At 71.4% G+C, this 12,965-nt stretch carries 9 protein-coding genes; 4 read left to right on the top strand and 5 right to left on the bottom strand.

What is annotated here, in order from left to right; translation table 11 throughout:
* The first annotated feature begins 33 nt into the window (after positions 1–33).
* Together HZB25_10700 and HZB25_10695 are read left to right on the top strand one after the other, a co-directional pair.
* Positions 34–1,446 carry an MFS transporter gene (locus HZB25_10700; GenBank protein ID MBI5837704.1) on the top strand — a complete coding sequence of 471 codons (1,413 nt, stop codon included), beginning with the start codon at positions 34–36 and terminating at the stop codon, positions 1,444–1,446.
* A 31-nt stretch (positions 1,447–1,477) separates the two neighbouring features.
* Positions 1,478–2,473, top strand: a complete 996-nt coding sequence (locus tag HZB25_10695) for a TlpA family protein disulfide reductase (GenBank protein ID MBI5837703.1) — start codon at positions 1,478–1,480, stop codon at positions 2,471–2,473.
* 37 nt (positions 2,474–2,510) lie between these two features.
* Here the strand turns inward: HZB25_10695 and HZB25_10690 are convergent, their stop codons facing one another.
* The 5 genes from HZB25_10690 to HZB25_10670 form a co-directional block, all read right to left on the bottom strand.
* A complete protein-coding gene (locus tag HZB25_10690; GenBank protein MBI5837702.1) occupies positions 2,511–3,611 on the bottom strand; it encodes an amidohydrolase family protein in 1,101 nt (366 codons plus the stop codon).
* Between the two features lie 68 nt (positions 3,612–3,679).
* On the bottom strand, positions 3,680–6,319 hold the full coding sequence (xdh, locus tag HZB25_10685) for a selenium-dependent xanthine dehydrogenase (protein ID MBI5837701.1): 2,640 nt from the start codon (positions 6,317–6,319) through the stop codon (positions 3,680–3,682).
* 121 nt (positions 6,320–6,440) lie between these two features.
* Positions 6,441–7,997 carry a peptidase dimerization domain-containing protein gene (locus HZB25_10680; protein ID MBI5837700.1) on the bottom strand — a complete coding sequence of 519 codons (1,557 nt, stop codon included), beginning with the start codon at positions 7,995–7,997 and terminating at the stop codon, positions 6,441–6,443.
* Positions 7,998–8,016: 19 nt separating this feature from the next.
* The gene (locus tag HZB25_10675) at positions 8,017–9,150 is read right to left on the bottom strand and encodes a knotted carbamoyltransferase YgeW (protein ID MBI5837699.1); all 1,134 of its coding nucleotides are present in this window, start codon (positions 9,148–9,150) and stop codon (positions 8,017–8,019) included.
* Positions 9,147–10,121 carry a carbamate kinase gene (locus HZB25_10670; GenBank protein ID MBI5837698.1) on the bottom strand — a complete coding sequence of 325 codons (975 nt, stop codon included), beginning with the start codon at positions 10,119–10,121 and terminating at the stop codon, positions 9,147–9,149. Before HZB25_10670 ends, HZB25_10675 begins: the two co-directional genes overlap by 4 nt.
* Before the next feature lie 189 nt (positions 10,122–10,310).
* Between HZB25_10670 and HZB25_10665 the strand changes: the two genes are divergently transcribed.
* A complete protein-coding gene (locus HZB25_10665) occupies positions 10,311–11,324 on the top strand; it encodes a glycosyltransferase family 4 protein (GenBank protein ID MBI5837697.1) in 1,014 nt (337 codons plus the stop codon).
* Between the two features lie 224 nt (positions 11,325–11,548).
* On the top strand, positions 11,549–12,965 hold a 1,417-nt coding region (locus tag HZB25_10660; protein MBI5837696.1), incomplete at its 3' end, for a pyridoxal-phosphate dependent enzyme.

Below are 12,965 nucleotides of genomic sequence, written 5' to 3'. Positions count from 1 at the left end.
CGGAAAGGGACCGCCGTGGAACCAGCCGCAGCCGTGAGGCCCGCGTCCGCGTGGGGGATGATCCGCAGCTACTTCCTGGACTTCAAGGTCCTCAAGGACTGCCCCCGCGAGTACTGGATCATCCAGTCCATCAACTTCCTCGATTGCCTGGCCTACTTCTCGTTCCTCAACATCGCGGTGGTGTTTCTCTCCCAGAACCTCGGGTTTTCCGACGTGCGCGCGGGCTACGTGTTCACCATCTTCACCACCACCGTGTCGCTGCTGCTGTTCTTCTCGGGATTCGTCACCGATTCGCTGGGCATCCGCAGGTCGCTGTACCTGGCCATGGCCCTGCTGATCCTCTCGCGCGGGGGCATCGCGCTGTGCGGGTTCTTCCCCGGCATGCCGTTCCGGAACGCCCTGATCTGGCCGCTGTTCCTGCTGCTGGCGCCGGGGACGGCGATGGTCCAGACGGTGTTCCAGTCCTCGGTGCGCCGCTACACCAGCGCGCGGTCGCGCGGGGCCGGCTACAGCATGTGGTACCTGGTGATGAACATCGGCGCCGCCCTGGGCGGAATCGTGATCGACGTGGTGCGGCTCAACTTCAAGGCCGACAACACCTGGATCATCAACATCGGCGTGGCAACGGCGGTTCTGTGCACCCTCCTGACGATGCTGTTCATCCGCAACGAGCTCCAGGTGCACGCGGCGGGGGAGGTGGAGCGGGAGGAGCAGGCGCCGGAGCGCAAGACCCCGTGGCAGATCCTGGCGGGCGTGGTGGGGCATGCCGCGTTCTGGCGGTTCATCGTGCTGGTGGCCTGCCTGCTCGGGGTGCGCGCCGTGTTCCTGTACATGGCGCTCCTCTCGCCCAAGTACTGGCTGCGGGTGATCGGGGAGAATGCCCCCATGGGCATGTTCCAGGCGGTCAACCCGATCCTCATCGTGGTGGGGCTGATCCTGTTCATCCCGCTGGCCAACAAGTTCAACATCTTCAAGATGCTGGTGTTCGGCGGCATCATTTCCTCGATCTCGCTGTTCGCGCTGGTGCTGCCGTGGCGCTGGTTTGGCGACAACCTGGTGGCCTCCTACACCACCATGACCATGATCCAGCTGGTGGTGCTGTCCATCGGCGAGATCCTGTGGTCGCCCAAGCTGCAGGAGTACACCGCGGCGGTGGCGCCGCCCGGCCAGGAGGGCTCCTACCTGGGCATGTCCCTGGTGCCCTATTTCGTGGCCAAGACCTTCATCAGTCTGCTCTCGGGCCACATGCTGCTGCGATTCTGTCCGGAGGGCATCCAGCCGCGCATCCTCGCCGGCACGCAGCCATTCTGGAGCTCGCCGGAGGCCATGTGGCTGCTTCTGGGCGTGTTCGCGCTGGCCGGGCTGGTGACGGCGGTACTGCTCAAGGGTTGGCTGACGGAGGGGGTGAACCTGGACCCGGTGAAGGAGAAGTCGGCCGCCGCGTGACGAACTGGCCCCGAAACCCTGGAGGACACAGATGCCCCTGAACCTCGCACGCCGCGGCGTGTGCCTCGCACTCGCCTGGACCCTCGTGGCCGCCGCCGGGCACGCGCAGGGCGCCGCACCCGCGGCCCCGGCGACGGCCCCCGCGCCACCGCCGCCTTCGCCGGTGAGCGGCATCCGCTCGAAGATCTCCGCCGGGGACCTCCTGAGCGCCGAGTCCATCCTCGAGGTGCACCGCGCGAAGTACGGCGAGGACGGCCCGTGGCTGGTGGGACTCTCGTGGCTGGCTCGCGGCGCGCAGCTGCTGGGGGAGCCTCTGAAGACGAAGCGCTACATCTCCGAGACGCGCGCCCGCTGCGCCGAGCGGATGGCGCGCGGCGCGGAGCTCGCGAAGGACCATGACCTCGAGATCGCCCTGGGGGCGGCCATCGAAGTGGAGGCGCAGAGCCTCCAGCGCGAAGCGGGCGCGGCGCAGGCTGCCCGCTTCGTGCGGGGCGAGCTGGACAAGGTGAAGGGGCCGGTGGCGCTGCGGTCGCGGCTGAACAAGCGGATCAACATGCTCACGCTGGCCGGGAGCCCGGCGCCGGAGCTCGAGATCGAGGACCACCCCGGCGAGCGCCCGCCCACGCTGGCCGGCCTGCGCGGCCAGCCGGTGCTGCTGTTCCTGTTCGCCGAGGGCTGCGGCGACTGCAGGGCGCAGGCGGCCACGCTGGCGCGCTCCGTTTCGCGGTACGCGGACCGCGGGCTCAGGGTGGTGGCGCTGACCCGCCACTACGAGGAGACTGCGCAGCGCGACGCCGAGACGGCCCGCGTGGACAGCGTGTGGAAGACGGTCTACAAGGACCTGGGGCCGGTGCCGGTGGTGATCAGCACCGCGTCCATGGAGCGCTACGGTGGATCCAGCACGCCCACCTTCGTGTTCGTGGATCGGGAGGGAGTGGTGCGCTGGTACACCCCAACGCGGCTGGACGAGGTGGAGCTCGACCGGGCGCTGGAGGGGTTGTGCGGGGAGCCCGGGAAGGGCAAGTGACGGGCCCGGAGGGCGGGGAGCGCGACCCCGGAAGCTCCTACAGCGCCTCCATGCGGTGCCACAGGCGCGCGGCCTCCTCGCGCGCCTGCACCCGGATTTCGTCGATGTCGCCGGTGAGCAGCCGCCCGCCGATCACCACCACCTGGTCGTCAATGGTCACGCGTTCCACCGCTTCGCCGCCGGAGTCGAGCCGCCGCACCACGACCTCCCCGGCGGCGGGACCCTCCGAATTCGGGAACAGCTGCGAGATCAGCGTGCGCCCCGCGTCCAGGCGGCGGGCCACCTCGGGGGTCGGCGTGCCGGGCTCCAGCTCCAGTGCCTGGCGAACCAGTGCATCCAGCTCCACGGGCATGTCCGCGGGATAGCCGTCGGTGCCCAGCGCCACCCGGCGGCTGGCGGACAGCGCGCGAGGGTAACCCACTCCGTTGCCCGCGTTGGACCTGGGATTCTGTACCAGCCAGCAGCCGCGCTGGGACGCGCCGCGCACCTGTGCCTCGGTCAGGTGGACGCCGTGCGCCAGCACCGAGCCTTCGGGCAGGGCGCCCAGGTTGCGCAGCCGCTCCAGGGGCCCCGGGTAGCCGCGGCGCCGGGCGTCCTCCACGTCGGCGACGTCCTCGGCCACGTGCACGTGGATCACGGTGCCCAGTTCCTGGCACAGTTCGCCGGCCTCGCGCACGGTGTCGTCGGAAACGGTGAAGGACGCGTGCAGCCCCACGAGCCCCCGGACGCGGCGGCCGTGCCTCGCCCGGCAGAACCGCCGGCACTCCTGCAGCCCGCGGCGGGCCTCCGCGCGGCCGCCGTTGCGCTCGGTGGCGCCGAAGCACAGCGCGGCGCGGATCCCCAACTCCTCGCACGCGTCCGCCAGCACGTCCAGCGAGCCCTCGATGAACCCGGGCGACTCGTGGTGGTCAATCAGCGCGGTGGTGCCCTTGAGCAGCGCTTCGGCCACGTACAGGCGCGCCGATGCCCGCAGCGAATCCGCGTCCAGCGCACGGTCCAGCCGCCACCACACACGCTCGAGGATCTCGATGAAGCTGCGCGGCGCGACGCGGGGCGCGGGCATTCCCATCGGGGCCAGGCCGCTGTAGAGGTGGGTGTGGGCGTTCACGTAGCCCGGTCGGGTGATCTCCCCGGCCAGCGCCGTCCTGCGGGGGTCCGGCGCGAGCCGGGCGGCGGGGGCCGCGCCCGCGGAGGACTGCGAGACCGTCACCGCCAGGTCTCCTTCGGCGCCTTCGCGTGGATGCGGCCCACGCTCATGGCCCTGCCGGCGGGGGAGTCCTTCATGGGCAGCACCGTGCGCCGCACGCCGTCGAAGGCCTCCAGCGCGCCGGCCACGGCGGCGGCGGTGGGCACCAGGCCGATCTCGCCCAGGCCCTTGGCTCCGAACGGGCCCTCGGGCTCGGCCTCCTCCACCAGGATCACTTCCACCTCCGGCATGTCCTTGGCGCGCAGCACGCCCAGCTGGCGCACCTTCGAAGTCACCGGCATGCCGTCCGCGCACGGGAGCTCCTCGGTGAGCGCGTAGCCCAGCCCCATGTGGATGGCGCCCTGGATCTGGCCCTCGCACAGGGTGGGGTTGATGGCGCGGCCCACGTCGTGCGCGGCCACGAACTTCTCCACCCGGCCGGTGGCGTCCAGTGCGCACACCTGCGTGGCGAAGCCGTAGGAGGTGTGGGTCTTGGGGTTGGGGACGTCCGCGCCCAGCGGGTGGGTGTCGTCGATCTTCTCGTCGCCGGCGAACACCTGGCCGGTGAGATCCGCCAGTGGGCTTCCGGAATCCAGCGCCTCCCGCAGGCGGCGGGCGGCGGCCACCACGGCGCGCCCTCCGATCAGCGTGGCGCGCGAGCCGGTGGTCTGGCCGCAACCCAGGGCGAAGGTGGCGTCCACCTTGGGGCGAAAGACGGCCACCGGCAGGCCGGTCACCTCGGAGGCCAGCTGCGAGAACACCGTGAGCAGGCCCTGTCCCATCTCGGTGTAGCCGTTGTACAGCGAGATGGTGCCGTCGGGCTCCGGCACCAGCCGCGCCTTGCCCCACTCCAGCGCCCCGTTGCCGAGCCCGCTGTTCTTCAGCCCGCAGGCGATGCCCACGGCGCGGCCCTGTCTCACGAACTCGTCGTAGCGCGGCTTCACCGCCTGCAATGTCCGCCGCAGGCCGCAGGACTTCTCCAGCACCTGGCCGGTGGTGAGCATGTCGCCCACGTCCACGGCGTTGCGCCAGCGGATCTCCCAGCGGTCCAGGCCGGCCTTGGCGGCCAGCAGATCCAGCGCCCCCTCCATGGCGAAGGTGGCCTGGTTGACCCCGAAGCCGCGCATGGCGCCGCAGGGCGGGTTGTTGGTGTAGGCGGCCACCGATTCCACGTCCACGTGCGGAACCCTGTAGGTGCTGCACGCGTGGCCCGCGGCGCGCTCCAGGACCTTGCTGCCCACCGAGGCATAGGCCCCGGAGTCGCCGGTCAGGCGCGCCCGAACGGCGGTGAGGCGGCCCTCCGCGTCGCAGCCGGCGGAAAGCTCGATGGTGATCGGGTGGCGCTTGGGATGCACGCGCACCGACTCGTCGCGGGTGAGCGTGAGCTTCACCGGCCGCTGGGTCACCCACGCCAGCAGGCACGTCTGCGCCTGCACCGACATGTCCTCCTTGCCACCGAAGCCGCCGCCGTTGGGCACCAGCTCCACGAAGATGCGTTCCTCGGGCACCGCGAGGAGCTTCGCCACCTGGCGGCGGTCGTCGAAGATGCCCTGACCGCCGGTGTACAGGTGCAGCGTCCCATCCGGCTTCGGCTCGGCCAGGGCGCTCTCGGGCTCCAGGAACAGGTGCTCGATGCGCTGCGTGCGCCACGTGCCGGACACCGTGTGCGCGCTGGCCCGGAGCGCCGCCTCCGCGTCACCGCGGCGGATCACCGAACGGGAGAGCAGGTTGGCGTGCTTCGGGTTCACCTGTGGCGCCCCCTCGCGGAGCGACTCCGCCGGGCCCGGCACCGCGGGCAGCGGCTCGTAGTCCACCTCCACCAGCGCGGCGGCCTGCCGCGCGGTCACCTCGTCCACCGCCGCCACCGCGGCCAGCACATCGCCCACATAACGGACTTCCTCGCCTTCGGCCACGAACGCGGGCCAGTCCTCGTACAGGATGCCGTTCCAGCGCTCACCGGGCACGTCCGCGGCGGTGACCACCGCCCCGACGCCGGGCAGGGCGCGGGCCCGGGAGGTGTCGATGCGCCGCACGCGCGCCCGGGCGTGGTCGCTGAGCCTCAGGGCGCCGAAGAGCATGCCGGGCCGGGACAGGTCGTCCACGAACGGCCGGCGGCCCAGGACCAGGTCGGCCACGCGGTAGCGCCGCACGCGCGCGCCCACGCCGCCCTCGGCGAGCGGCGCGGGCAGGGGTCCGCCCCGCCGGGCCGCGGCCACCATCTCGATGGCCTCGATGACCTTCACGTAGCCGGTGCAGCGGCACAGGTTCTCGTCAAGCGACTCGACGATCTGCGCGCGCGTGGCATCGGGAGTGGTGCCCAGGAGGTGCCGGGCGCGGATCACGATGCCCGGGATGCAGAAGCCGCACTGCACCGCGCCGGTGGCGGCGAAGGCGTCGGCGAACAGCGTGCGCTCGGACTCCGGGAGGCCCTCCAGCGTGATCACCGTGAGCCCCGAGGCCCGCTCCGCGGGCACGGTGCAGGTTACGCGCGGCTCGCCGTCCACCAGCGCCAGGCACGCGCCGCACTTGCCCTGCGGCTGGCAGCCCTTCTTGGGGGAGGTGATTCCGAGGCGGTGGCGGAGGACGTCCAGCAGCGTCTCGCCCTCGCGCGCCTCGGTGCGGACCTGCGTGCCGTTCAGCGTGAATTCGACCTGCAGCATGAGCGTGGTTTCCCCGGGCGCGGTCCGCCCGTCGTCCTGTGTGGTTCTCCCGGGAGTCGCCCGCGCGCGGGGGTGCGGGCCCGGGGCGGCCCCGGCCCGGAGCCGTCCCCGCCGGTGTCGCTCAGCGCGTGCGCGCCGTGGCGTAGGCGCTCGGAAACCTCGCCAGGAAGGCGATCGCGTGCTGCAGCTCGCGCGAGTCCGAGCACTCGCCGATCTTGTGCGTGTTCTGCTCGATTCCCACCCCGAAGCCCAGCATGGCCGGGTGGCGGAAGCCGCCCGAACTCACCCAGCGCTTGCCCTCGGGCACGGCGATGGAGCGGTCGGCGGCCGGCACCGGGAAGCCGACGCCGTCGGTGGAGAAGACCCAGCGGTCCACGCGCGGCTCCCGGCGCAGCGCGCCCAGGGTGCCGCCCGCGGGGATGTGCGGCGAGAGCGCGCCCGAATACGCGTCCACGGCGGCGCGGATGGCGGGGTGCTCCTCGGGCGTCATCCAGCTCATGTAGATCTGGGGGTTCCCGGGCACGTAGTTCTTCCAGGTGGGCTGGTCGTAGGTGGGCACGCCCACCTCCACCTTGAGCCCCGCGGCGCGCGCGAGGCGCACCGTCTCGAGGCCGGCCACGTCGGCCACGGCCTGCTCCGGGGTCTCGCCCACCGTGAGGCGGCGGTCGAAGCGGAAGGTGAACCGGTCGGGCACCGCGCAGTCGCTGGGCGACTCCAGCACCGCCCACGAGGCGGTGCGGGTGCCGTGGCCCAGGAACGGGTGATCCAGGAAGCCCTCGCGCTGCTCGTACTTCTCCGCGGCCTCCGCGAGGATGTGCCCGCCGTGCTCCAGCGGATTGAGGCCCTCCCAGGGCATGGAGCCGTGGCAGGACCTGCCGGTGACGCGCACCTCGATCTGCATGCGCCCGCGCTGGCCGCGGTAGATGCCCAGCGCGCCCCTGGCGGAGTCACCCGTGGAATCGGTCAGGATCACCACGTCCGGCACCAGCTCGGCCGGCTTGCCCGGCAGGAACCTGCGCATGATGTAGAGCGGCCCGCCGCCGTCGTTGTCCTCCTCGGCCACGGTGCCGTACCCGCGCACGATGCAGCCGCGCAGGGCCCCCAGTTCCGTCAGTTCGATCGCCACCTTGGTGGACACGATCTGGCTCACCACCCCGCCCAGCTGGTCGGCGGAGCCGCGGCCGAAGACCAGGTGCTCCCACTCGCCGTCGGGGGGGAGGTAGCCGAGCTCGCGGCGCAGGAAGGCGCGGTCGATCCTCTTCGGGTCCACCAGTCCGAGATACGGGTCGAGCCCGCCGGTCTTGGCGTGCCATTGTTCGCGCAGCGGCTTCACGGTGTCGGTGTGGCCGTCGAGGTAGATGACGGCCTTCTCGGAGGCGGGGATGGGGTCGCCGGGGTCTCCGGCGGTCCAGCACAGGTTGCCGAACTCGTCGAAGAACGCGTCGTCGGGACGCCGCACGGCGCCGATCTCCACGATGCGCCGCCGCAGATACTCCAGCCGCGGCCCCTCGTGATTGCTCAGCCCGCACCGAGGATCGCCGCCCTGGTCCGGCGCGCGGTCCACGTGGTCGGCGGGAATGCGGATGGCTTCCTTCAGGATCTCGACGGCGAGCGGCCGGTACTTCGCGGCCAGCTCCGCGATCCTCGCATCCAGCTGCTTCAGGTCGGGGGTGGGCACGAATCCTCCGCGGGGGGCTTCAGATCTGGGCCAGGCGGCCGGCCAGTCCGGGCACCTTGGCCACGGCCAGCATCGCCATGATGACGTACACCTTCTTGTTCGCCTGGCGGGCCACGTTCACCTTGTGGCGCTCCATCACGCCGGCGGACACCTCGTCGCCGATGTCCGCGGGCAGGCAGTGCATGTACAGCGCGTCGCCGCCGGCGGTCCGCTTCATTCGCCGCTCGTCGCAGATCCAGTCGCGGTGCTTCGCGTTGCGCTCCAGGGCCTGCCTCTCGATCTCGCCCATGCGGCCCTTGTCGCGCGCCTTGTTGGCTTCCACGCGCTGCAGCATCAGGTCGTAGGGGCCCCAGCTCTTGGGATACACCGCCACGGCGTCCTGGAACGCGGCGTCCATGTCCTGGGTGAGGGTGAATGAGCCGCCCGAGGCCGCCGCGCTCTCCTGCGCCGACTTCATGCACGCGTCCATCAGGCGGTAACCCTCGGGGTGGGCCAGCGTCACGTGCGCGCCGAAACGTGTGAGCAGCGTGGCCAGCCCCTGCGGCACGGACAGCGGCTTGGCGTAGCTGGGCGAGTAGGCCCATGAGACGCCGATCTTCCGGCCCCGGATGCCGTCCGGGAAGTACTGCCGCAGCCACATGAGGTCGGCCAGCGTCTGCGTGGGATGGTCGATGTCGCACTGCAGGTTGACGATCCCCACCTTGCGCGGGTCCCGGGTGGCCTCCAGGTAGTCGTCTATGCCGCGCTTGAGCTCGCGCATGAAGCGATTGCCCTCGCCCAGGATCAGGTCGTGGCGCACGCCCAGCGCGTGGGCGTTCATCCCCAGCATGGCGCCGGTCTCGGCCGCGGTCTCGCCGTGCTCCACCTGGGTGGAGCTGCCGTCCACGATGACCGGCTGCATGCCGAGCCGCGCCGCGGCGCCGGCCCACGCCGACTTGGTGCGGGTGGAGTTGTCGAAGAACAGGGCATAGGCCAGCTCGTGCGGCAGGAGCGCCGTGGGACGGCCGGCGAAATCGGCGGCCTCGAACCCGGAGGCCACCGCCAGCAGCGCGTCCAGCTCGGCGGCGGTCCAGTCGGTGGTGAGCAGCAGGCTCTTCCCGAAGAGGCCCTCGAGGGTCTTCCGGTCGGGGGCCGTGGCGGCGGTCGGGGTCATGGTCTCTCCTTGAGGATGCGGGTTCCGGCGTGTCCGTCGAACGCCTCGGCCAGCGCCTCCGGGTGACAGATGAGCACCTCCTCACCGCCGCGCTCCAGGAAGTACATGGCGGCCTCCACCTTCGGCCCCATGCTCCCCGAAGGGAACTGCTTCTGCGCGGCCATCTCCCTGAGCTCGGAGACGGTCGTCTCGCGCAGCGCGGTGCGCCGGTCGGTCAGGTAGTCCCTGTAGACAGCGTCCACGCCGGTGGTGATGTACATGCGCTTCACTCCCAGGTTCACGGCGAGAAGCGCGCTGGCGCGGTCCTTGTCGATCACGGCCTCGAGGCCGCGGATGCGCCCGTCGCTGCCGCGCATCACCGGGATGCCGCCGCCGCCGCACGCGATCACGGTCACGCCCTGGGCCACCAGCCGGCGGATGGTCTCCAGTTGCACGATGGAGATGGGCGCGGGCGAGGCTACCACGCGGCGGTAGCCGCGGTGAGAGTCCTCCACCATGTTCCAGCCGCGCTCCCGGCGGAGCTCAGCCGCCTCCGCGGCTCCATAGAACTTGCCGATGGGCTTGGTGGGCTCGGTGAAGGCCCGGTCGTTCGGGTCCACCTCGACCTCGGTGACCACGGTGGCCACCTCGACCTTCAGGCCCAGGCGGCCCAGCTCCTGGCGCAGGTCGCGCTGGATCATGTAACCGATCGCGCCCTGCGAGTCGGCCACCAGCGAGTCCAGCGGGACTTCGTGGATCTGGTTCTTGGCCAGTTCGGAGCGCAGCTGCATGAATCCCACCTGCGGCCCGTTGCCGTGGGTGAGCACCAGGTGCTGCCCGCGGCGGATGAGCTCGGCCACCGGGGCGACGGCCCGGGCGGTCACTGCGAACTGGTTCTCGACGGTCGGTGGCAGGGCGGGATCCAGCAGGGAGTTGCCCCCCATGGCCACGAGGGCGGGGGGGGTGTCGGGGCGTGGGATCGTGTCGGCCATAATCATTGATTTCTAGCAGGAGCGGGCGGCGGAGTCAAAGGGGGCGCTCCCGGCCGCCGTACCCCCGCGCCCGGCCCGCCGGATGTGCTACATTCTCCCGCACCGTCTGGTTTCCCCTGACACGCCCCGCGCCGCGCCGGAGTGGATGTCCGTGAAGATCTCGTCGCCCCTGGGCCCCGGTCCTTCCCGATGACTGTCGCCTTCTCGCGGCCCACCACGCTGCTCTCCAACGGGACGCTTCCGGAGGGCTACCGGCTGGTCGCCGACGAGGCGCTGGTGTCGGCCCAGTCCGGGCAGCGCTACGCCGGTTTCATCTCCGAGAGCATGGCCCGCCTGAATGTCGCGCGCCGACTGTTGTCGCTGCGGCCGGCCCCCGCCGCTGTGGTCGCGGGCCGGTATGGGGAAGCCTACTCGCTGGTGCGCGGGCTGCTGGGCCGCCGGTGGCCGCCGCTGGTGCTGCTCGACGTGGAGTGGCACGCGCGCTCCCGGCACACTCTTCGCCAGGCCTTCTCCCGCGCCCACCACCGCCGCATCGCCGCCGGCGCCTGCGCCATCCAGGTGTTCTGCGAAGCGGAGATCGAGCGGTACGCGTCGTTCTTCGGCATCGCCCGCGAGAAGTTCGTGTGGGTGCCGTTCTGCATGGACCTGGACCGCTCCGCCTTCGAGGTCCGCGACGGCGACTACATCTTCACCGGCGGGATCCTGGACCGCGACTACCCCACGCTGTTCGAGGCGGTGCGCGACCTTCCCATCGAGGTCCGCCTGGCCGCGCCGCCGCAAGCCGTGGACGCGCGCCGCATGCCGCCCAACGTGCGCCTGCTGGGCACCGTCCCGCGCCTGGAGTACTTCCGGCAGATCGCGGGAGCGCGGGTGGTGGCTCTCTCGCTCACCCCCGACGACTCGCTGCGCTTCCCGGGAGTCATCACTTACTGTGCCGCGATGCACCTGGGCAAGTGCGTGGTCCTGAACGAGCCGGTGGGATCCCGCAGCTACATCCAGAGCGGCGTGCACGGGCTGGCGGTGCCCATCCGCGATCCCGGCGCCCTCCGCGCGGCGCTGCAATCCGTCCTCGACGACGGCGTTCTCCGCGCCCGCCTGGCCGGCGCGGCCCTTCAGCGCGCTCGCTCCAGCTTCACCGTGCGCAATTACTTCGAGCACCTGGACCGGGTGCTTCGCTCGCTTCGGGATTCCGTGCCCGCCTGAGCCCCGGCGCCCGCGGGAGCCCGCCCCGGGAATCCGCGCGCCCGGCTCTGTGCGCCCGCGGGGATCGCGCCAGGCCCGCGCCGGCGCGTTGCCGGGCCGGGCTGCCTGGTGTACCTTCGAACGGATTCGCATCGTTCGCCCGGAGCGCCGCCGCGCCCGCCAGACGGGCCTCCGAACGCCGGCGCCGGGCATCACACCGGCAAGGGGAGGGGCGGAATCCCACCATGGCACGACTCGGGCTCGAGAGAGAAATCGGCGACCGCAGCGTCTACGACCGCACGGTGCAGCGCTTCCGCGAGGCACGCATCCTGCTGCCCACATTCGCCCAGCTGGCCGATCCGGCGCTGGCCCCGGCCGGCGTGCGCGCCGCGCTGGCCGGAGTGGACCCCGACTCGCCGCATCCGCTGAACCTCTTCCGCGTGCACTGGCACAACGGCGCGTCGCGCCGGGACACGGCCGACATCCCCGGTCACGTGGTGCTCCCGAAGGAACTGACCGGGGTGGACGCTCCGATCGTGGTGGTCCTGGGCGAGCGCTTCCCCATGATTCACGCGCACAAGGTGCTGGCGGCGTACGCGTGCCTGGCCCCGCGCATCGTCACCGGCCAGTTCGATCCGACCACCCACAAGGCCGTGTGGCCGTCCACCGGCAACTACTGCCGCGGGGGCGTGGCCATCTCGCGCATCATGGGCTGCCGGGGCGTGGCGGTGCTGCCGGAGGGGATGAGCGCGGAGCGCTTCCGCTGGCTCGAGGCGTGGGTGGCCGACCGCGCCGACATCGTGCGCACCGTGGGCACCGAGAGCAACGTCAAGGAGATCTATGACAAGTGCGCCGAGCTGGACCGAGACCCGGGAAACATCATCTTCAACCAGTTCTGTGAGTTCGGAAACCACCTGGCGCACTGGCGCGCCACCGGCTCCGCGTTGGAGCGGGTGTACCTGGTGCTGCGGAAGAGACAGCCGGGGCTGAAGCTGAGCGTGTTCACTTCGGCCACCGGATCGGCCGGCACCATCGGCGCCGGGGATTTCCTGAAGGACACCTACGGCACGCGAATCGCTGCGGTGGAGGCGTCCGAGTGCCCGACCATGCTGGAGAACGGCTTCGGCGAGCACAACATCCAGGGCATCGGCGACAAGCACATCCCGCTGATCCATAACGTGATGAACACCGACTTCGCCGTGGCCGTCTCGGACCGCGCCACCGACGAGCTGGGCGTGCTGTTCAACTCGCCGGCGGGCCGCGACTACCTGGTGCGCCGCCGGCGGGTGCCCGCCACGCTGGTGGACGCGCTCTCCTCGCTGGGGCTCTCCAGCATCTGCAACGTGCTGGCCGGGATCAAGACCGCGAAGTACCTGGGCCTGGGCCCCGAAGAGGCGGTGATCACCCTGGCCACCGACGGCCAGGCCATGTACGGCTCCGAGCGCGAGAAGACCCTGAAGAAGTCCTTCCCGGGTGGATTCGACGAGGTCTCCGCCGGGGAGGTGTTCGGCCGCCACCTGCTGGGCGCGGCCACCGACCACCTGCTCGAGCTCTCCGAGACGGACCGCCGCCGCGTGTTCAACCTGGGCTACTACACCTGGGTGGAACAGCAGGGGCTCTCGGTGAAGGAGTTCGAGGTGCGCCGCGGTCAGTCGTTCTGGC

The sequence above is a fragment of the Candidatus Eisenbacteria bacterium genome (assembly GCA_016235265.1).
In the GTDB taxonomy this organism is placed as follows: Bacteria; Eisenbacteria; RBG-16-71-46; order RBG-16-71-46; family JACRLI01; genus JACRLI01.
The sequence above is the reverse complement of the archived record's forward strand: the minus strand, read 5'-3'. Positions and strand labels throughout refer to the sequence as shown.